We start from the raw sequence: 21,648 nt of genomic DNA on the forward strand, positions 1-21,648 counted from the left end.
TTATCGTTGGCTGATATTGAGTGCAGTAACGGCGCGCCACTCGACGAGGGCCTGCTGGTAGTCGTGAGCCATTGTTAGGTGGGCAGACTGGATCTTCAGCCGTTGCTCTTGGGCTCGAAAAAGTTCGTTGAGATCAACGAGCCCTGCTCCATAGGCGGAGTTCATTTGCTCGAGGTTCTGCTCTACGAGATGCGTCATGTTCGTTTCGTAGAGTTGGGCTTGCTCGTAGAGCTTCAGGGCTTTGGCCTTTTGGGCTGCTGCCGCGTTGCGAAGTTCTAACGAAGTAGCCTCAAGCACGGATTTCAGTTGGCTTTGCTTCGCGACGCGTTCCCGTGTCGCTGGCTCGTAGCGCTTTCGAACGGGCAATGGAATCGATACGCTAAGGCCTAGAAATCGGTCCGTGCCGATGCCAGACGGTTCGTCAACGGATCGCTCGTTTTCAAACCCTACGCCTACTGTTATATCGTCCCAACGTCTTCGCAGGGTGAGCTGGGTCTCTTTGTTCGCAATATCGAGAAGCAGAGTTTTTATTCTGTATTCAGGATGTGAATTTAGAAACGTTTCGTTTGCTTCAGCTAAGTCTGGCGAGCCATTGAGATGGACTAGCTTTTCGGCTAGCTGCAACTCTCGAGTGGGCTCCAGATTCAGGAGGGTTCGAAGATCCGATATTCGCGCGTCTCGCTCGTTTTCCAATCTCTGTATCTCCTGTTCAATTACGTATAATTCGATTTTGACTTGATTGGCGTCGAGTTCGGAAGCCTCTGCGGTTTCGATTCGCGACTCCACGAAGCTGGCGAACTCGGTGTTGAGCTTCACCAAAGATTGGCGGAGCTCTAGTTGGGCATCGATGTGGGCAAGGTCGTTGATGGCCAGCTCGACGTCGCGCACCAAGCGTCGCTCGAAGTTGCGAATCTCGGCATTCGCGAGCTGGATCTCGATATCGGCGATCTCCTTTTGAAGCCCGATGCGTTTGGCAATCGGGAATCGCTGTTCGAACGCGATGCCAAAGGAGGATTCGCCCTCGTCGTTGAAGAGCCAATCGTTCGAGTAGTCGATCGACAGCTCAGGATCCGCCCATTTGCCCGCGAGGTCTCGGCGAGCTTTAGCCTGGTCGACCGTATGCCGCGCTGCCAACAAGTACTTATTGTGGTCGAGCGCGCGTTGAACAGCCTGCGCTTTAGACAGCGCTAGGCTTGAAGTTGAGTCAGCATGAAGCGCTGAGATTATGGATACATTGAATGCAAGTATAGAAACTAGTTTTGAAAATCTGGACATAAAAAACTCCTGAAGTGTTTAGCGTGCCCGAACCATGGCAGGTTCGGAAGAGCGCCTGACGAGCATTCGCCAAACGTAGCTAGACAATCAGGAGAATCAGATTCTCAGTATTGTGGTTTCTATATGAATCGCTACCTGTGGAAGCGAAATGGGCGGCCCCCTCGCAGGTGCGAGAGAACCGCGAAAGGTGGATTTCGAAGGTGAAAAGTTTTCAACTTCGATGGCGACCAAGGCTTTTGCTAGATCCGCTGACGTATTAACTCTGTCATTGGATTTGATCGCATCGTTGCGCTCGCTGGTGTCGATTTCGGTATCGACGCATGATCCGCACCCAGTGTTGGCGTTTATTTCATCGGAGTGGGACGCATCGTCGTGGTGACAGCATTCGCCATGGCTTTCCTGCTTGTGAGTCGCTCCGGAAACCCGATGGGATTCCCCGTCCAAATGCTTGCAGAGCGTGATCACGCCAGTGCCCATGCCCGCCGCTTGAAGGGCGAACATAAAGAGGCTTAGGAATGCAACTACTCTGCTCATTGTCGTTTTTTAGACGCCGGTTGACTCGCGCTTATTGCAAGAAGTTTCAAGAATAATCACTTATTGGCTCCACCAATCCTTCTTATCGCCAACGCTTTGCAAAACCAATGCCGACGAAGAAGTCTGGGGCGTTGTCGTCCTTGTCGAACCAAGATTTTCTCATTTGAAGCTCATCGGGGGGGGGGGCTTCCCCCGAAATCAATTCCCTCTGCGTCAGTACGGCGTAGGGTCGAACGCTTTTGATAGTACTTATCGTCAAGTGGTTCTGGCATGAAATTTTGAATTTGGATCGATCTGAATTCTACTGGAGCAAACGTAGTTCTTGGTTGTTCAGCCTACGTTCGGTTGTCGAGCCCTCAGCCCGGAGCGCAGCGACTTAGAAAATCTATTTCGGATTACCGCACAAAGCATCGTGAACCCAAGCTGCAAGCCATTGAGGCCTTCCCGTTTTGATAACTTCCAGAGGGCGCATTCTCTCATCACCGATTAGCGGAAACCTCTCATTCGGAGTACATAGCAAATTGGCGAGCAGATCTCTATCGCCATCGGTTGCGACCAAGCCAAAAATAGATTTCTCGAATGCCTTAAGCTTAGCTTGGACGCTAAGCTAAGCCAGTGTTCGATTCTGCCTAGCAATTCCATAATCCCCGTGGCTCCTTCCCTCGTTTTGCAAGCGTCGCAAGGTCGCCTGCCGCCCAGCCCCGCAAGTGGCCTAGCCAGCTAACCGCTAACGGATTTCCCGTCCCCCGAAGAGTTCCCATGCCCTGCGGCAGACCTCCTGTTCCTTCGTGCTAGCTTGACCCTCGTTGCTCGCTTCAGACATGAGTCGAAGCATGTCCGATGGCCAGCACACCCTCGTTTGGCCAGTCCAAACCAGCTGGCGAGGCTTCTCGCCAACTCTGCCAAAGCATACGTATAGCAAGCAGAGTTCCCCCGACGCGAAACTACAGCCGCTCGAGAAGCCTCGGAGACGAACAACCTTGCGGGCAACCCGAGTCGTAGCGACGAAAATCTACCCTTCAGAACCGGGCGCCTTAGCACGGAGCTAATCACCGGGCCTGGCTGCGAACCAGGTCGCTCCCGTCTGCATGATACTTAGCCCTCTGCTAGCTTTTGTTAATCGATAACCAAATTACGAATTGAGCCGTCGCAATGCCATCAAAGTCATTCGAGGCTCGAACATCGGCTAGAGCACGGCTCGTTCGCAGTTACGAAGGATGGCCACCGAAAACTCAAGGCGGAAGCCAAACAAGGAATCCTAGCCCCGCCCTGCAAGGCTTCTCCTCGAAGCATATTGTCCATGAACTGTCTTCTCGTCTCAATACCTTCACTTCGACAGCCCCCCATGCCAGCAAATCATAAGGGTCAACGAAAAGGCCCCACGCAGTTTGCAAGTAATAACGCGGTATGGGACAGCCTTTGTCCTATGCCTTGGGGTACAGTTAGAAATCCGGGCAAATAGAGCGATAGTTCAACCTCTCTTGGCCGCGAGCTGCCAGATAATTGATCAAACAAGGAGATGAAGCTACAAGACATTAAGCAAGCCCAGCACAGGGCACACGAACTCAAGGACCCAAAGCTCTTTGAGAAAATACTGGTAGACCTTCAGAAGCTTAGCAAAAAGGACGCCGAGAATTTTTTCGGAGCAAAGCTAACCAGACTGGATTGTTACTACATGCTCGGACGCTGGAAAGACCTCGCGGATTACAGCCTGGAGTTAATCAAGAACGACGAAGAAGACCCGCTAGCCTACCTTGGAGCGGCTCAAGGACTCTCCAAGCTAGGGCGAAAGGAAGAAGCGGCTGAAATGCTGAACAAGTCGCTGGAAATCTGGCCGGACAACTATGAGACCTTAAAGTTTCTCGGTTCACTGGAGGGAGGCTCCGAGTCTACCGAAGAGCAAAATGATGCGCCCCAAAAAGGGAGGATTATTTACGTCGGTATGGACGATGTGCTGTGTGATTACTCTACGGCTCACGATGAAGCGCTACATTTACACCCCGAGGTACAGTTTCCTCAAAGCATACCGGGATTCTTTGAAAATCTGCCAGCGATTGACGGAGCTGTCGACGCGGTCAACGAACTGAGGAAAAGCTACGACCTTTACATTCTCACCGCTCCATCAACCCGAAATCCAACGAGCTATAGCGAAAAACGAATCTGGATTGAAGAGCACTTCGATTACGAGCTTACCAAGCGATTGATAATCTGCCCAAACAAGGGGCTACTGATTGGTGACTTCCTGATCGACGACCGGAGTTCGGGAAAGGGGCAGGAGAACTTTAAAGGGCAACTTATTCAGTTTGGATCAACGGGTTACCGGGATTGGGAAACTGTCGTGGAATACTTTCACTGCTTACCAGAAAAACCCGAATAACTCAGTGCGGGACCGAGGGCGTCCATACTCTCAACACATGAAGATACAGGTAATCAGCGACTTACATCTGGAGCGAGATTCAACCCCCTTCCGCTTCATCGACGCTGGGACTGAGCTAGTCGTCCTTGCTGGAGATATTCATTCACTAACCCTCGGAGTTGACTGGGCAGTATCCGCGATACCGAACAAGCCGGTTCTGTATGTCCTAGGCAATCACGAGTACTACGGCGGTAGCTTTCCCAGATTGATTGATGAATGCCGAGCGAAAGCGGAAGGCACTAATGTAACGGTACTTGAGCGGGATATCGTGGAATATGGAGGATTCAGGTTCTTTGGAGCTACACTTTGGACTGACTTCTCCCTGTACGGAAACCCCGGGCTACATTCTCGCATCGCTCGTGTTGCGATGAACGACTATAGGTTAATCCGAAACAACACGACTGGTCGAGGCTTGGACCCTAGGGACACGAAGCACTGCCACTCGGAAACGCTAGTGAATCTGATCGAGTTTCTAGAGTCCGGAGACTTGAGCAGATCCATCGTAATAACCCACCATTTGCCCACATATTGTTCGGTACATCAGGACTACCAAGGCAATCCGCTAAGCGCAGCCTTCGCATCTAGGTTGGACAGCCTGATCGAGAGCGAAGGCCCCTCGGTATGGATACACGGTCACAATCATCAGGGCCTTGATTACCTAATTGATAGAACCCGAATTTTCGCGAACCAGAAAGGCTACTCTGGCGAGATCCCTAAAGGATTGGAGTTCGACCCAACAGCCACAATCGACCTGGAAGCGGAACGAATACGCTACGCTAAACAAACTAAAAAACTATAACTACATGTAGATCTGTAACCTAACAAGCACTCTACTCTGGCCCAAATTCGCTGAATGTCCTCGCTTGAGGTATGCTTGGCTTCCTGAAAAAATCTCGCAAACCAATCGGGATCTCTCGCTCCTTCAGGTATATCAGAGGAAATTTCGTCCACGCTTTTCGCAACGATGGATTCGATGTTCGCCTGCCTCCTAGCTTCCTGAATGGCTAGCCTCATTTCAGCGTTTGTAAGAAGCTCTGAGGCTTGGAATTCCGCAGTCGTCTCCATAATCCTTGCCGGCGGCCTCAGCCTTCCGGACATTTTTGGTTGGCTCATAGAGAGTCCCGCAACCGGGCTCTATCATTATAAGAAATACGGTGATTGGCTCTGATCGCTTGCCGACAGATTCGATGAGTTCTTTCATTTTCGTTGGAGCTCACTCTGAAGATGAGTGCTTTGGTCAAGGTCGCATGTTCGCTGGCAATCCGGCTCACACCATTTGAGGTGGGTGTAGTTGGGTCAGGGGGGCACTCTATCCCGATTGCGGGGATCGGGGACTGTCGTCACTCGCGCGAGACACTTGAGTCTAGCTGGACCCTGTAGAAATTGTCGTCCCTGGTAGCCTACGAGGAATTCGACAGGTGAATAGTCCCCAAATAGCCGGATTTCGAAGGAGTCTGGGGTTCGGATCGCTTCGACGATGTCGAGGACGAACATATCTTCGAGTGAAGGATCGCGTTTGCGAGCTTTCTCCTCAAGCTTCTTTCGCCTGAATGGAAGAAAGCGATAGAGAAGAAATTCTAGCCAGACTTCGCGGAAGAGGGGAAGAGGCCCTCAAGCGACTGGCTTTTGAGGTCGAGGCCGAAGGCGGGTTCGCTTCCCCTGCCGAATTCGCGGCCCTAATAAGGACGTCCGAGAGCGAGGTCCTCGCGATGCTCGCTCGCGGCGAACTCATCGACGCTTCGGACGATGGGGGATTTTCCGACGGGATTCCCGAGCTCCTGGCGTGGGAAGGCAAGCCGCTTCCGCTTCTCCCCTGGCTCCTCGAGCGTGCAGACCGCAAGGGGATGAGGGATTCGCTCTTCATGGTTGACTACCTCCTAGCCGACTTCGAATTGCTGGGCGGCCGTCCGCTGGATTTCCTGAGGGAAGGATCGAAAAGGTCCCTCGATCTCGTCGAGGAGCATTTCTGCCGTTTCGGCGAAATGGGCGGATAGGGCCGTTTCGCTCCTGCCCGTACGGGGGCTTTCGTTCGCTGTCCTGGTGGGCAGCGCATGTGGAAGTTCTGGCCCTTCCAAGGGATAAATAAAAGCAAAATACATGTATGTATCCAGTTGAACCTGACGTGGACCGCGGCTTGTTCAACCGTGGGCAATGCGAACCTGCGGTTCGAAGGTCCTTTTATTGACATGCATTGTCGCGACCGAGATTCTTTTTGAAGAAAACGCGTCCAACCGGTTCTCCGGCTTCAAGAAAAAATGTGCCTCGATAGTCGAGCTTTCCATGGAATTTCAAGTTGCGTGAGTTCCAAAGTTGTTTCTCCCCGTAGGTCAGCCAGAAGACGGCTAGATTGTTCTGTTGGAGCCAGGATTCGAATGCGGTACGATCTACGAGTGCAAAGCTTGGACCTTTTTCATCAACACTTGGATCTCGGAAAACCGTATTCCCTTCAGGGTCTTGCCATGAGCCGAAAAGACCGTACTTGTGCTTGAGCCCCAGTCCTTCAATTAGCTCCAGTGACGGCACATGAATGCTGAAAGACTCTTCAATCGAGTGATCCCGACTTTTGCTTTCCAGTCCGAATGTAGATGTTGGGACGAGATAGTCGACGGGAACCAAAGGCCTGAAACTGTCTTTTGAACTTCTCCAGTTTGAGTCTCCGCAGGTCTGGTGCCAAGGGTATTCCAGATAGAATGTCTCATTTCCGATTTCTGGCGTGTTCATCCATTCACGCTTATTCTTTGGATCGATCAGATGGGCTTTGACTGCATCCACATCTTCTGATCTAACTATAATTGTCCTGATGTAGAATGACGCGTCTAACCGTGGCGCGTGTTTGTCAGCATCGTCTTTTTGGTTTTCGTGCCAACCGCCATTGAGAACAAGCCATTCGCATCCATTGCCCGGCTCTTTTGCGCAGAATAGGGAGGGGAAATCTGGGATGTTATCTTCTGACCAAACGAATTTTTCCTGAGCGTCGTAGTCGTTGAGCTTTTCTAGATTAAATTGAAAGCTTTGCCACCATGTCGGTGTTGTGTCGTAGAATGAATTCGGTGACGCTTTTTTCCTGATCCAGATCGTGGGATCAATGTCACGCTTGGATAATTGCCATGGCCCTTCATATCTGCGGTCTTCATCTTCAGAGTAGTCGTTTACGATCCAGTGCAGGTTGTCCGCAAGCCTTGCGAGTAGCTCATGGAGAGCAATCCATTGGTATTTCTTTCCCATACGCTCCATATGCGATGTAGCACGGCTAGTGCTGCTTCTGTGGGAACAGACCTCTTCGAAAGACTTAAAGAGCTTCTCAGTCCATCCGAACCTATAGGCACGTTTGCAAACCCATCGCTGTGCCCACTTTCGGCTAAATGCTGGCGCTCCTCTTGTATCAACACCTTTGAGCCATCGAAAGTACTCCTTGTCCTCAGGAGAAAGGTTTTGGGTGATCCTCGTGAAAAACTCCTCGCGCTCTTTTTGGAATTCTTGGTTCAATTTGCGAAGATCCTCTAACTTGGCTTTGGTTATGTCCTCTAGAAAATCGATTTGCTGCAAATCGTAGTCTTTGCGGCTTCGAGTGGGCTTTGAAATCGCTAGAAATCTTATCTTATCGATTTCGGAAAAGTGCTTTTCGGCAAATTCATAACATAGCTCGTATCCGGTTTTTGGGGATTGTTCGCTTAAGGGCGTTGGCGACCAGTCATGAACGCAGCTCATCGTGTAGTTGCCAAAGTCTCCTGGAAACCCCATGAGAGAGCTGCGGATGCTTGATCGGTATTGGTCTCCGGTTAGCTCATCGAGTTCGGCCTCGGTCGGGTTTTCGATAGGCCATTCGCTTTTGTATGGGGGACGAAAGCTATCTGGGGCGATTGAACTGGGAAGAACACCTCTATGGAGTGCCAGCTCCAGTATGCTACGTGCATAATCCCGCAAGAGGATATGCGCCGGTGGTTCACCGCCTCGGAAGAGTGTCTCGTAGACCAGGTCGGCGATCTTGGTTTGAAGTCTCCCATCTTCGATGTGGCAGAATACGCCAAGAACGACGGCATATAGTCTCTCGCTCAAATAGGGGTCATTTATGTCTGAGAACTCTTTAATCAAGGAGGGCACGAATGCAGGATGATTCGCTAGAAGTCTTACGATCGCTTTTGTTGTCAGATCTCTGACTCTCCGGTTCGGTGTGGTATGAAACCACATGAGCGCTGTTGCACATAGGCGAATTCTTTCAGCTTCGGTTTCTGATATGTCGCCGAGGCAAGCCCAATCAATGAGAGTAAGGACGATGCTTTCCGGTTGGTCTTCGTCTTCTTCGTAGTCGGAGATCGCGATATAGGTTGACCAGATATAGTCGCGCTCTGCCATTGATCGCTTTTTCAGGCTGTTGTGGAGCATGTCCGCGTTCCACGGATGGTTGGGTTCGGTAGAGAGTTGAAGCAGGATATCGATCGCTGGTTTCTCGTGTAGGCTGGATCTACAAAGATTGAGGAGTTCCCGCGTTCTCTCAGTTATTGAAGTGCCGGATCTCCACAGCACGGTGTTTCTGAATAGATCCTCTAGCCCCCATCTGGAGATATTTATTTCTCCTGGAAGCAGGTCAATAAATTCGAGTTTAAAGTGCTCAGCGATGGCGATGGCCAAAGCCTCATATATCCCTTGTAGGCGGAGGAAGCTATTTTCGGTTAAAAGGGCGTTGATTTGCCCGCCCTTCTCGAAAAGCTGTGAAATGTCTGCGCCCGTGCATCCTTTTAGGATTTGATCTGCTATGAAGTGATCGCTGAATCGCTCATATGTGAATCGAATGACCGGTTGAGACGAGTGCTCCGAATACACGATGTCTTCTGCGAGGATGCCCTCATCCATCAAGATCTTGAACAGGTTCTCTCCTCTTTGAGGATCTGGATCAAAGGCGTTAATGATTCCTCTGGCCTGCGTCATTGGAAAGCCTTCTGTGTGGTTGGGAAAGAGTTCTGAGGCGAAGCTCAGAAGGGTATTGCGAACGATTGCTTCAGCCGGATTGTATCCCTTTATCTTGGCGATATTTGCTTCGACGCTTGTGACAAAGAAATCGAATAGGCGGGTTATGCCGTTTAGCCCTTTAGGGAAGGCGGTTTCGCCGCGCGATTTTAGGGCTTTGCAGCAGGTTTTGAGGAAAAGTGGGTTGCTGAATTCCGGAGCAAGGATGGGTGCGCTTGGTTTGGAGATGCCTTGGCCAGAGAGGTATATGCTGGCAGCACGATGTTCGAACCCTCGAAAGCCTTTATGTTGCACGCGCACCATCAATCCGCTGTCAAAATCATCTGGAAGGATATAGCGCAGGTACGTCGTCCTACAGCTTATCAGGAGGGAGATGTTTTGATATTGTTGAACCTCGACTAGAAATTTGCGGATGTTGTGTTTCCAGTTTTCTCGGCTTGAGCCTTCGTTGATCGCGTCAATGATGATCAATGTTTTGCTTCTTGCGGCTTCACCGGCAGCATCTAGGGCACCGAGTACATCGCCGTCTCTATGGCTCTTTAGATCGAGCTCGGTTTTTATCAGGTCGATTGGATTGCCGCCGCAGTAGTGCTGCCCAAGCAGGAACACTGTGGGGAGATTGCTTTCATTGCGGTGCTCTGATATGTCGCAAAGCGTATGGGATTTGCCGATACCCGCTTCTCCGTATAGGAGGGCTGAGCGTTTGAGGGCTATCTGATAGGCTGTTGTATTCAGAAAATACTTCAAAGATTGCCATTCATTGAAGAATGATCTGAACGTGCTCTTCTCCGAGCTGTGTGTGGCGTTCCTATCGAGTTTGAGGTATTCATCATAAAATGACGCGTCGTATTCCTCTATTCTCTTGAGTGCATTTTTAAGATTATCAGTTCTATCGGAAATGTTGCGGTTTTTGATGGATTCTTTTAGCCTGGAAAGTAGTGTTTCGCTTTCGCTGATTAGAGCCTTGAGTGGTTCTGGCGATAGTGGCGGGGGCTGTGTTTTGGTGAATTCCTGAACGAATCTTTCGTGCCGGTCGGCTATGTTTCGGTGGATCGACTTTAACCTGTCCCACCATTCCGAGTTTGATCCAAGCCCGTCGAAATCTTTGATAATGGGGAGTTCAACGTTTTGCTCGGGCGTGTATCTCTCTCCCAGAACAAGCTTAGATTTTTGGCACAGGTCTTTGAATTGACGTGTGCCTATGATTGGTTCGTTGAACCAGAACAGAGCTCTACCGGTGTAGTGTGGATCGTCTGTTGAGAGATAGGTGGTGATTTCGTGAGCGCCCCAATATTTGATTTCGATGTCACGATTTTTTGCGGCTGCCAGCTTTTGCCATTTTTCGACAGTCTCGTTCCATTTGTCGTCGAATGACTTTACCTTGTTACCCTTCGCACTTTTCTTGCGGCTATCGGTGCGGTCGAAGGGCAGGGCAACATAGAATTTTGTGAGCTTAGGGTGTTTCTGGAGTGCCGAAATAAAAGACTTATCAAGTTGCTTCCATTGGGAGGCGGTCATTCTTCGATCAAAATATTTCGCCTGCCAGCCGTGTTCGGTGCCATCTTCGAGCGTCCAATAACACTCGATCCCCGCATCGCCACCGGCTCCGTCTTTTCGGATAAAGGTGGTTGCTCCTTCGGGGGGAGCGAGATGTGCGAGTTGACAGACTAATTCTTCGAAGCCTTCGTCCTGGCTTCCGTTGTGTATTCTTATTTTAGAAAAATCTAGCTGAATGCTGGCCATTGAACGTGAATAAGTATCTGATAGGTAGTGGGTAACTCCTCATTAGGCGTATAGCATTGTGGCAAATCAACCTATTTCTCTAGCAGCGAGCATTGGGGTAGCCTCAATTGTCTGCTGTTTCCCAGGCATCGGGAGGGGGAAGTTTTGGCTGAGAACGGGGTTCTGTTAGCACCTGTTGCTCGAGGGCATGTGCAATAGGCTCTTATGAACCGTAGGAGATTGTCTCCCATTTCAGAGCCCTTCAGTAAAAAAGACAAGATGGCCCCAAAAGATCACATATGGAGGGGAGTCTCATTGATCACGTGCAAACCTATGCCGCGATTGATGTTCGGAGTTGATGATAATAGACTCAAATTGCGTCCAAAAATGCAAATTGATGGTTGAGGAGAGTGCACGGCTTTGCCTTATGCGACGTGACAGTTCAAATGGTGAAGATCTGATAGCCGCGCGAGAATTCAATATAAGTCGAGATAGAAGGTTCTGAATTTAGGAAAGCGCATCTACACCAGAAGTTTCGGTGCAAACTTATGCGCAAATCTGGGAACTCGCGCATATTCTCTTGGTGCGTGTACGAGAGTGTGATTATCAGCAAGTTTCAGAATATGAGTGAATTACACTGACTCTAGGAAAGGGTGACTTTGGAACGCGTGTACTGAGTGCAAGCTCATGTACAACAAAATCGAGTGCAAACTTATGTGCAATTTACGCGGTGCACGCTTATGCGCAATAATGTAGTTTCGTGCAAACTCATGCGCAAGAAACAGGGGCCCAAGACCTGGAAAAAAGGCATAAAAAAGCCGCAACGTGCAAATATATGCGCAATTGCGGTGCAAGTTTATGGGTGAAACGACACTTACTGGAGTTCAATAGGTTATGAAGTAGACTTTTCGCTCAAGTTTGGTGGGTTGTAACCCGCTTCTGTAATGCAGAAACTGGTTTCAACTCCAACACCCAACTCCAGTATGAAAAAAGTAGCCGAGTGCCTTTACTTGAACGAATCGTCAGGGACCTATTTCGCTCTGGTAAAAAGAGGAGGGCAGCAAATAAGGCGCTCTCTTAAAACTCAAGATCGAAAATTGGCCAATCGTAGGCTCAAGGAATTCCGAGAAAACGCCGCCTGGCTCCCTCATTGGGCGGGCCTAGGGAAACTTCCGTTCGGAGGGCTTGCGGATGGTTAGCTTAAGCGGACCAATGCCATTCTCGTGGATTCCAGCTCTTTTCGAGCTTAAGATTTTAAGGTCGGGGGCAAGGTCCGGCAAATTTGCGTTGTGAGGTTTGGCCCTTATGGATGCCTAGTGACACTTTCTTTGGATAAGGCGGTAAAGGTTGAGCAGCTCTTGGCTTTCCTTTTCGATGGTGAAATTTTGAAGGATGTTTTTTCGGGCGGCCCGGCCCATTGTTTCTAGGCGGCTTGGGTTTGAGAGCAGTGTGTGGAATGCCTTGACCAGAGCTCGTGGATCGTTGACAGGGATGACTTCGCCGTCGATTCCAGGGCGCACGATGGACTCGAAAGCGCCGGTCTGCGTAGCGATCACCGGTACGCCGCTGGCCATGGCTTCAAGGCAGGTGAGGCCGAAGCCCTCGGACCGCGAGACGGCAGCGACAAGCGACATACGCCGAAACCAAATCGGGATCTCCTCGAAGGGGCGTTTGCCAAGCCAGACGACACGGTGAGTGAGGCCGGCATCGGCTATCTTTTGTGCGAGTTTTGCCTGGAAGGACTTAAACTCTGGACGGGTTTCACCTAGGACAACGGCTGTGAAATCTGGATACAAAGGGAGGGTTTCCAGGAGTGCGTTTATGAAGACATCAGTGCCTTTGCTGGGCCTGATGCGTCCGAATATTCCGATGGCGTATCGCCCGGGAAGACCAGCCTCAGCCCAGAGACTTGATCTGTCGGAAGGAGGATGGAAGAGTTGCGTGTCTATACCGTGGGGAACGATGTGGCACGGCGTTCGGTGGAGATAGGAAGCGGACCGATCAGAGGTGGAAAGGAGTGTATCCATTTTCCAGTAGAGAAAACGCGTGATCCATGAGTGCTGGCGCTGGGCAACAGAGGTAAAGATGAGGTGGATGTTTCGGCGAAAGACTTTTTTGAGGATAAGGCCGAGGATCATGTCGTCGTTGCGACGGGCGTGATATATGACGGGACGGTCACTGGAGGTCCGGCTCCGTGTGTGGCGGATAAGTTCGAGAAAGCTTAGGAGGGGGAGATTTTCGAGGGTAGGGAGTGGGTGCCGATAAACTGCGACTTTGAGCAAGGGCGCGAGCTCGGTAAGGACTTGGATCGTAGTGGAAGTGATGCCGGAGAAGCGGCGTTTAACGTTGGGTACCACGAGATCTAATGGAGCGAGAGGCGATTGGCTTGATTGGGTCATCGTGAAATAGCGAGGTGCTGTTGGAAGATGGAATACGGAACTCAGGTGAGCGGGGAGAGGAGGTGAAGGCTTGGGGAGGGACGGAGCGAAGCTGTGGCCAAGACCGCTTCTCTCTTCTTCTCGCTTGAATCGACGGGCGCTAGTAGCAAAAATTTAAGCCGAGATTTCATGCGACTCATCATGCAGGGCTGCCCTCTTCTGCGCTCATTCTCACCGCGAAAGAGGAAGACGTGCGGGTATTAAGCTCGACCTATTTAGAAATGGTAGATGACGCCGAGGCCGAATTCGGTGGAGGTGCTGTCGCCGTATGTTTTTATGAGGGGGCTTTCTTTCGCTTTTGAGAAGTAGCACTCGACGGAAGCTCCGCCGATGAGACTCCAGTGTTCGGTTAGGCGACGTTGAACGGTTAAGTCGAGGGTGGTGGACTTCGAACCGGCCCCCGGGGTGTATGCTTGGTAGCCGGTCGCTGCGGCATCTTTGCTGCTTATTCCGAACTCCGTCATCATGTATTCGCTGTTTCCCCACGCTATGTCGAAGCGGGTGTCGAGCGACCATTTTCCGTCTTCCGTGGCAAAGTCCATTCCGCCGCCGATGAAGTAGACTAGTCCTTTACCGCGACCGAGAACGTCAGGCTGTAAGTGGGCGTAGAGATACTTGTTGTTCCGGCGGTAAGCGAGGATGAGCTCGCCTTCGATCGTGCTAGGAACGGGTGTCAAGCCTTTCAGGATCGGTTCTTCGTCAGCGTCGCGTCCTTCCTCGTATTCAAAAATCACTTGTGCGAACCAGTTTTCACTGAGCGGGAAGGTGGCTTTCGCTTCTCCAAGGCCGAATTGGTAGAGGTTTCCGTTTTTGCTACGGTAGCTAGCCCGAATATTGGCGTTGGGTTCACTCTCGTAATTCTTCGATCCTGCATAGGTGGGCTCGTGCTCGATGCCAGCCATTAATTCGAAGGTCCATTGCGAGTCTTGCATGATGGACTCACTGGCGAGGCTGAGATCATTGAGATCGGTCTGAGAGTAAGCATTGAAGGCCAATGCAGCTATGGATACTGAACTGAGGCGTTTTAGGATTTTTGTCATAGGGGTCGTATCCTAGAGCATCGATGCTTTCGTAGGGGTTGCGCATGAATTAAAACTATTTAATGTTTGGTAGGTATTCGGTAGTTGGATATTATAAAATATTCTAAGTGGCGCAGGGGTTGGAATTACCTTTTGGGACCTATGAAACTCTTCGCGTATAAGATTAAACGCATTTAATGTTTTCTTAACGATGGCGTCAGGTGGCTTCCGATAGAGTGGGGCCATGGATTCTGTTTTCATACTTTTGATGTTCGCGCCTTTTGGTACTTTGATTGCGTGCAGAGGGGCGAAGGGTACTCGGGTATGCTCCGTGGTGAGAGCAATGCAGGCATATGTTTCGCAGTATAGTGAGCACGCGACGGATGCGGGGGTGGTCGGGATCGCCGACGAATTCTAGAAAGCGAAAGTCGATGAAGATTTCGGTAGTGATTAGCACTTACAATTCTTCGGATTGGTTGGAGAAGGTTCTGTGGGGCTACGAAAATCAGCGGGATAGGGATTTTGAGATCGTCTTGGCGGACGACGGGTCGAATGCTGTCCATTGTAGTAGGATCGAGAAGCTCATGGGCAGTAGTCCTTTGGAGATTCAGCATGTTTGGCAGGATGACTTGGGTTTTCGGAAAACGATGATTCTCAATATAGCGATCAGGAAATGTCGGGGCGAGTATGTGATAATCACGGATGGGGATTGTATTCCGCGTAGCGACTTTGTGATGACGCATAGGAATCTCGCCGAATTTGGAAGGTACCTATCAGGCGGATACATCAAGCTTCCGATGAAGACGAGTCGGGCAATCCTAAAGGAGGACGTAGTCTCCGGTTGCGCTTTTCGTTACCGTTGGCTGCGAGAGTCGGGCTTGGCCTGGAATCGAAAAAACTCGAAGCTATTGGTGAAGGGGAGGTTCGCTCGGATGTTGGACAAGCTAACCCCGACGAAGCCTTCCTTTAACGGTCAAAATAGTTCCGCTTGGAAGAAGGACATCCTGAAGGTGAACGGCTTCGACAACCGGATGGCCTACGGAGCGGAGGATTGCGAGTTGGGGATGCGGTTGAGCAATGCGGGCGTAACGGGAAAGTGTATACGTTATTCTGCAATTGCTGTTCATCTGGATCATGCACGTGGTTACGTTACGGAGGATGGCTGGGAACTCAGCCGTAGGATTCGCACTGAGACGCGCAAGCGTCGGTTGGTGGCGACTCGCTTTGGTATCGCGCAGTTGGATAGGGCGGAAGCTGCCAGATTTTCCGTGGTAAGACTTTAAGGTGTGAATCCGTACTGTTTTATATCATCGCTTCCTTTCTTTGCTAGATAGCGCTTGGGGTGTTTCAGCGGCGATCCGCCCGTATGCGGGGAGTTTCGAACATTAAACATTTTTAATGTTCGAGTTCGTTCTTCGAGCGATGCCTTGTTCCTTGTCCGACCGGAGGCCTTTGTCTTAACGGGATCTGGCAGAGTGGGCGGCTAAAATGGGGAGAGGCTTAGTAATTTCCCAAACGAGGTGTGGAGGCGTTCGGGCTCGACAAGCTCGATCGGCTGCCTTTCGAGTTTTCCGATGAGAATTTTGGTGGTCGAGGATGACGAGCAGGTGGCGGCCTATATCGCAAAGGGGTTCAAGGAGAGCGGATCGGTGGTGGACGTAGCGGTCGATGGGCGCGAGGGGCTTTTTCTGGCGACGACGGAGGACTACGACGTGGTGGTGTTGGACCGGATGTTGCCGCAGTTGGATGGGCTGACTGTCTTGCGTACCTTGAGGGGGAGCGGGAAGCAGGTGCCGATCTTGATTTTGAGTACCTTGGACCAAGTCAACGAGAAGGTGGAGGGGCTGAAGTCGGGGGCGGACGACTATTTGGCGAAGCCGTTTTCGTTTTCCGAGCTGCTGGCGCGGGTGGAGGCTTTGGCGCGGCGGGGAGGTGTGGCGGCTGGCGGAGCGGATGCGACGGTGCTGCGTATCCACGATCTGGAGGTGGATTTGCTGGCCCGGCGAGTCAAGCGGGCGGGGCGGGAAATCGAGATGCAAGCGAAGGAGTTTAGCTTGCTGGAGTTTTTGATAAGGCATGCCGACCAGGTGGTGTCGCGCACGATGTTGCTGGAGAAGGTTTGGCATTACCACTTCGACCCGCAGACGAACGTGATCGACGTGCATATAAGTCGCTTGCGTTCGAAGGTGGACAAGGCCTTCGAGGGGGAGCCTGCCTTGCTGAAAACCATTCGCGGGATGGGCTACAAGTTGGAGAGTCCGCAGGCATGAAGCGTAAGGGAAGTCGTACCTTGAGGCGCCTGGGCGTTTTCTACCTCTTGATCCTGGCTGCTGCGATTTGGATGGTGTCGGTCCAGCGGTTTGGAGGGAAGGCGGACAGTATCCGCCTGCGGACTACGGCGGAGGCTGAAGCGGAGACTCAAGCTTTGCTGGCTCTTTTCGAGGCGGAGGGGCCGGCGGGCTTCGAAGTGTATTTGGCGAAACGGCTTGAGCTGGCGGCGCATGGCGCGGCGGGGAGCGAGTGCTATTATCGCTTGGTGGATGGGCAAGGCGAGGTGCGGGTCGGAAATATTCCGGAGTGGGGAGAGGAGAGCGTGCGGCGAATTTCGCCGGGGGTGATCTTGTTGGACGACATCGAGCGGCCTGGGGCGCCGCGATGGTGGAGCCTGTCGTGGCTGCTGCAAGGGGACTACAATCCGGACTATGACCTGTTGCTCGTGGAGCGAGATTTGCCGGGAGGCGGGAAGCTTTACGTGGGAAGGGACACGGAGTATTGGAGCGACTTGCATGTGTTTTATCAGGTGTCGGCTTGGTCGTTGTTGGTGGTGACTTTGGTGGGCTTGGCTGCGGGCATGCTCAGCAGTCGCTCGATCTTGCGGACGATGGGCAAGATCAACGGGATGGCGCAGGAGATCATCCGTACGAAGGACTTGGGGAAGCGAATTCCTACCGATCGCATCGGCAGCGACTTTTTGGATACGGTGGGCAACCTGAACGAGATGCTGGACAAGATCGAGGAGTCGGTGAGCCGGATCCGGGAAGCGTCCAACGGCATCGCCCATGACCTGCGCACACCCTTGACTCGCTTGAGGAATCGCTTGGAGGAGCTTAGCTCCCAGGGGCGTTCGGCTACGCCGGAAGAGATCGACTTGCTGCTGGGGGAGGTGGACGGGTTGCTATCCACCTTTCGCTCCATCTTGCATATTTCACAGCTGGAGATGGGCTCGGCGAGCTTGCCGCAGGAGGAAGTGGACTTGGCGACGATTGCCCGGGATGCGGTGGAGATGTACGAACCGCTTTTGGAGGAGAGGCGGCAGTCGGTGGTATTCGAGGGGGAGTCGGCTCTGCTGAAGGCTGACGGGAACTTGCTGTTTCAGCTAGTATCCAATTTTCTAGACAACGCTCGCAAGTACGGGCCCGAGGGCGGGCGCGTCGTTTGTCGGGTGCAGCGGGAAGCTGATGGGAGCGTGCTCTTGGAAGTGACGGACGAAGGGGCGGGAATTCCCGTCGAGCATCAGAGTCGCGTTTTCGAGCGCTTCTACCGCTTGGAGACGAGTCGTGGCAGTCCTGGGGTGGGCTTGGGGTTGAGCATGGTGGCTGCGATCGCCCAGCTGCACGGAGCCACGGTATCGCTGCGCAACCGGAATCCGGGGCTTGCGGCCCAGGTGCGGTTTCCTGCGTGAGCATCGGCAGCTTAGCGCCGCTCGCAGCCGGGCGAGCGGCACCGGGCGGTAAACATTAATTGTATTTAATGGTCCCTTCACCCTGGCGCCATGCGCTTTGGGCTAAGATCGCCAACGTGAATGTCAGCCCCTTTCCGGGGGTGACGCACGTGAACCGAAAGAAGGACTCATTAAGATGAAATTTGGCGTATCTGCACTTATTTGTACGAACTTGTCGCTCGTTTTGGCCAGCCTGGCCAACGGGCAGCACCGAGCCGAGGAGGGCGATGGCGACTGGGATGTGATGATCGGCGTGGGAGCGATCGTGGAACCGATCTCGCCGGGGTTGGATGAAACGGAAACGGACCCGATGCCGTTCTTGGACATTACGTATAAGGATCGCTTTTTCGTAAACCGCCACGGGATTGGCGGCTACCTTTTCCGAGGTCCGCAGGACGAGCATGGCGAAGGTTTTTCGCTTGGTTTGGCCTTGGGACGAGCGGATGGTCGCGACGAGAAGGACTACGCGGCCCACCTCAAGGGGATGGGGGATATCGACGAAGGTTTCGAGGCGAACTTCTTCATGGAAGGGGAACTGGGGCCTGCCGAATACACGTGGACGGTGTCGAAGGGTTTGAAGTCGGAGGGGCATGACGGCTTGCACTCCGAGCTAGGCTTTTCTTTTGGAGGAGCTTTGACGGACAATTTTCTATTGGAGTACGGTCCCTTTATTCACTACGCGGACTCGAATTATATGCAGTCCTTCTACGGCGTGACTGCGAATCAGGCGGCCTTGTCAAAGTTTTCCGAATACAAGCCATCCAGTGGAATCGACCTGGCGGGCTTTAAGGTGATCGCGAAGACGCGTCTGACGGGTAATTGGATGCTGATGGGAATGGTCGAGTACAATTCCCTGCTCGGGGACGCGAAGGACAGTCCGATCGTGGAGGACGATAGTTTCGTCTCCTACGGCCTTGGTGTCGGTTTCCAGTTCTAAGCGGAATACGGGAAACGAATTTTGGGCGTTCGGGAGTCCGGGCGTCCTACGCTAAGGTGAAATACTTCTCACGAGTTTGGTCGCCGCAAGGAGCGCTGGTGGCGGGCCTTGTCGGAGTGCTTGCTGGCTGCGCTTCGACGCCGCCCGCAGGTGCGAGCCGAGAGAGAATCTCGATGCCGCTGCGGTACCAGGAGGGCGTTGGAGTGGATGGCGGTTCCGATCGAGCGGGCATGCTGTATGCGATGTTTGGCGACGGCGATCTTGTCGCCGCCATGAACGAGGCCCTGTCCCGAAACTATTCCGTGCAGGAAGCGAAGGCCCGGCTCGACGAGCTTGTGGTATCGGCAGTTCGGATACGTGGGAGGCGTCGGCCTCGCCTCGATGTCGGGATCGACGCAGGGCAAGCGCGATCCTATGTTTCGCAGGGGCAGGATACGAGCGCGGATGAGTATCGCTTTTGGTACAGCTTTCGGTGGGATCTCGATTTACGAGGCCGTTTGGCCGCTCTGGAGGAAGCCCAGCTGCGTTACGTGGATGCGATGGAAGCCAATGGGCTGGAAGCGAGGCGACTGCTTTGCCAAGCCTTTGTCCAGACCTGGTTCGATTTGGCGAGCGCTGCGGAGGAGCGGGATGTATTGGACGAGGAAATACGCTTCAGCGAGCATTTGCTCGAAATGGTGAAGCTGCGTGCCCTGAACGGCGAAGCGAGTCGGCTCGATGTTCTGGAGCAGGAGCGAAATCTGGAAGCGCTGCGATCGGAGCGACCGGAGCTGATGGAAACGATCGCGGCTGCTCGTTACCAGCTCGCGGCTTTGTCGGGGCGTGATTCCAGCTTCGCGAGCAAGTACGAGCCGAGGGGCTTGCCGGATTTGCCGGGGTTGCCGCGGGTGGGCGAACCGCAGGAGCTGCTGTCGATGCGGCCGGACCTCGACGCTGCCTTTCGCGAACTGGAAGCGGCCGATTGGGAGCTGGCTTCGGCTTTGGCCAATCGATTTCCGGAGCTGTCGTTGGCGATCAACTACGAGACCTTTTCGGGAAGCGCGAGTGGCTTGTTCGAGCGACAGTTGCTTGACCTGGTGGGATCTGTGGTGGCTCGAGTCTGGAACGGCGGCGAACGGAAGGGACGGGTCGTGGAAGGCCGGGCCGTGGTGGAGCAGAGGCTCTATGCTCTGCAAGGCTTGCTCTTGGCTGCGTTGAACGACGTGGAGAAGGCCTTGCTCGCGGAGCGGATGTCGCTCGAGAGGCTGCAGCACTTAAGGCGGCGAAAGGCCTTGGCCCGGGAAAGCCTCGAGGAAGCTCGGTCGCGCTTTTTCAACGGGGCCGAGAGCTACGCTCGGGTCGTGGAGGCCCTCGGGGAGTGGCAGGAAGTGGAGCGGGCGTTGATTCGCGAGCATCGCCGGGCGCTGGGAGCTCGAGTGGAACTCTATGCGGCGCTGGGCGCTGGGGCGCGAAAGGGTGAGAAGGAAAAGGTTTTGAAATGAATCGTAAGGTGAGACAGGCCGTATTGGCGGGGGTGATCCTGCTTTTGGGGGTTGGAGGATTGGCGTGGATGTCTGCGAGTCGGACTGAGCTGGAGGCGGCGGAGAGCGTCCGTCCACACGTTTTCGTGGAAACGATGCGGGTGTATCCAGAAAACCGACGCGTTTCGATTCCATTCACTGGAGAGGTTAGGGCGAGCCGGCGCTACCCGATATCGTTTCAGGTGAGCGGGGTGGTGAAGCGGCTGCATCCGAAGCTGATGCTGGGCGGTCGGATTGAAGAAGGGGAGGTCTTGCTGGAGCTGGACGATGCGGAATACCAGTTGAAGCTGCAGGAGAGCCGGGCTCGGCTTGCGGTGGCGGAGAGCGAGCTTCAGCTCGAGAAGGGGCGCCAAGCGATCGCGAAGAGAGAGCTGGAGATGTATTCAATAAATGGAGAGGTCGAAGAGGAAGCGGCGCGGTTGGCCCGTCGCGAACCTCAGCTGAAGGCCCGGATGGCGGAGGTTTTGCTGGCCGAGAGTCAAGTGGCGACGGCGGAACTGCAGGTGGAGCGGTGTACGATACGGGCGGAAGAGGCTTGGGTTGTAGTAGAGGAGCAGGTCGAGCTGGGGCAGTTCGTGGAACGTGGGGCGAAGGTTGCGACCTTGGTCTCGGCGGTGGATTGGGAGGTCCTTGCCTGCGTGTCGGCGAGCGATTTGGCGTATCTGGAAGAGGGGAATGCGGCGAAGATACGCTGGGGCGGGTCCGAGGTGGATGGCGCCTTGGTCAGTAAGCTGAAGCAAGTCGAGGAGCGGACGCGGAAGGGTGAGGTGTTGTTGAAGTTTGAATACGTCGAAGGTATTCTGGCGGGCTCTTTTGTGGAAGGCTCGTTGTGGGGACGAGTATTGGAAGACGTATACGTCCTGCCTCGCGAGCTGTTGAGTGCGGGGAATGCCGTTTGGGTGAAGGACTCGAATGGGGGGCTCAAGCGGATCGAAGTAAAGCCGGTTTGGGCGCAGGGGAAGAGTGCGTTCGTCAAGGGGAACTTCGGTTCTGGGACGGAGGTCGTGCTCGACCCGAATCCAGGGCGACTGCAGGGCAAGGAAATTAGATGGGTGAAGCGGTCCCAAGTACGAAGTTTCGTATCGGAAAGTTAATTACGAA

The 21,648-nt window shown here is 53.1% G+C and carries 15 protein-coding genes; 9 read left to right on the plus strand and 6 right to left on the minus strand.

Going from position 1 to position 21,648, the window contains the following annotated elements; genetic code table 11:
- A complete protein-coding gene (locus QEH57_RS06980) occupies positions 1-1,275 on the minus strand; it encodes a TolC family protein (RefSeq protein WP_309005981.1) in 1,275 nt (424 codons plus the stop codon).
- Between the two features lie 96 nt (positions 1,276-1,371).
- A complete protein-coding gene (locus QEH57_RS06985; RefSeq protein ID WP_309005982.1) occupies positions 1,372-1,809 on the minus strand; it encodes a hypothetical protein in 438 nt (145 codons plus the stop codon).
- 1,519 nt (positions 1,810-3,328) lie between these two features.
- Here QEH57_RS06985 and QEH57_RS06990 point away from each other — a divergent pair.
- A complete protein-coding gene (locus QEH57_RS06990) occupies positions 3,329-4,186 on the plus strand; it encodes a hypothetical protein (protein WP_309005983.1) in 858 nt (285 codons plus the stop codon).
- 37 nt (positions 4,187-4,223) lie between these two features.
- On the plus strand, positions 4,224-5,024 hold the full coding sequence (locus QEH57_RS06995; RefSeq protein WP_309005984.1) for a metallophosphoesterase: 801 nt from the start codon (positions 4,224-4,226) through the stop codon (positions 5,022-5,024).
- 216 nt (positions 5,025-5,240) lie between these two features.
- Here the strand turns inward: QEH57_RS06995 and QEH57_RS07000 are convergent, their stop codons facing one another.
- Positions 5,241-5,426, minus strand: coding sequence for a hypothetical protein (locus QEH57_RS07000; protein WP_309005985.1), 186 nt, complete (start codon positions 5,424-5,426; stop codon positions 5,241-5,243).
- A gap of 349 nt (positions 5,427-5,775) precedes the next feature.
- Between QEH57_RS07000 and QEH57_RS07005 the strand changes: the two genes are divergently transcribed.
- The gene (locus tag QEH57_RS07005) at positions 5,776-6,219 is read left to right on the plus strand and encodes a hypothetical protein (protein WP_309005986.1); all 444 of its coding nucleotides are present in this window, start codon (positions 5,776-5,778) and stop codon (positions 6,217-6,219) included.
- Positions 6,220-6,403: 184 nt separating this feature from the next.
- Here the strand turns inward: QEH57_RS07005 and QEH57_RS07010 are convergent, their stop codons facing one another.
- The 3 genes from QEH57_RS07010 to QEH57_RS07020 form a co-directional block, all read right to left on the minus strand.
- Positions 6,404-10,933 (minus strand): hypothetical protein, encoded by a 4,530-nt coding sequence (locus QEH57_RS07010; RefSeq protein WP_309005987.1) that lies wholly within the window; start codon positions 10,931-10,933, stop codon positions 6,404-6,406.
- Positions 10,934-12,225: 1,292 nt separating this feature from the next.
- Positions 12,226-13,311, minus strand: coding sequence for a glycosyltransferase family 4 protein (locus QEH57_RS07015; RefSeq protein WP_309005988.1), 1,086 nt, complete (start codon positions 13,309-13,311; stop codon positions 12,226-12,228).
- 254 nt (positions 13,312-13,565) lie between these two features.
- Entirely contained in the window at positions 13,566-14,390 is an 825-nt protein-coding gene (locus tag QEH57_RS07020) for a MipA/OmpV family protein (RefSeq protein ID WP_309005989.1), read from the minus strand.
- A 410-nt stretch (positions 14,391-14,800) separates the two neighbouring features.
- Between QEH57_RS07020 and QEH57_RS24940 the strand changes: the two genes are divergently transcribed.
- From QEH57_RS24940 to QEH57_RS07045, 6 genes are all read left to right on the plus strand, one after another.
- Positions 14,801-15,652: a glycosyltransferase gene (locus QEH57_RS24940; RefSeq protein WP_343224762.1), complete on the plus strand. Its 852-nt coding sequence runs from the start codon at positions 14,801-14,803 to the stop codon at positions 15,650-15,652.
- Positions 15,653-15,943: 291 nt separating this feature from the next.
- The gene (locus tag QEH57_RS07025) at positions 15,944-16,639 is read left to right on the plus strand and encodes a response regulator transcription factor (protein ID WP_309005990.1); all 696 of its coding nucleotides are present in this window, start codon (positions 15,944-15,946) and stop codon (positions 16,637-16,639) included.
- On the plus strand, positions 16,636-18,051 hold the full coding sequence (locus QEH57_RS07030; RefSeq protein WP_309005991.1) for a HAMP domain-containing sensor histidine kinase: 1,416 nt from the start codon (positions 16,636-16,638) through the stop codon (positions 18,049-18,051). The genes QEH57_RS07025 and QEH57_RS07030 overlap by 4 nt, the downstream gene beginning before the upstream one ends.
- A 175-nt stretch (positions 18,052-18,226) precedes the next feature.
- Entirely contained in the window at positions 18,227-19,027 is an 801-nt protein-coding gene (locus QEH57_RS07035; protein WP_309005992.1) for a MipA/OmpV family protein, read from the plus strand.
- A 173-nt stretch (positions 19,028-19,200) separates the two neighbouring features.
- On the plus strand, positions 19,201-20,508 hold the full coding sequence (locus QEH57_RS07040) for a TolC family protein (protein ID WP_309005993.1): 1,308 nt from the start codon (positions 19,201-19,203) through the stop codon (positions 20,506-20,508).
- A complete protein-coding gene (locus tag QEH57_RS07045; protein WP_309005994.1) occupies positions 20,505-21,641 on the plus strand; it encodes an efflux RND transporter periplasmic adaptor subunit in 1,137 nt (378 codons plus the stop codon). The genes QEH57_RS07040 and QEH57_RS07045 overlap by 4 nt, the downstream gene beginning before the upstream one ends.
- Positions 21,642-21,648 lie beyond the last annotated feature (7 nt).

It is taken from the genome of Pelagicoccus sp. SDUM812005, assembly GCF_031127875.1.
In the GTDB taxonomy this organism is placed as follows: domain Bacteria; phylum Verrucomicrobiota; class Verrucomicrobiia; order Opitutales; family Opitutaceae; genus Pelagicoccus.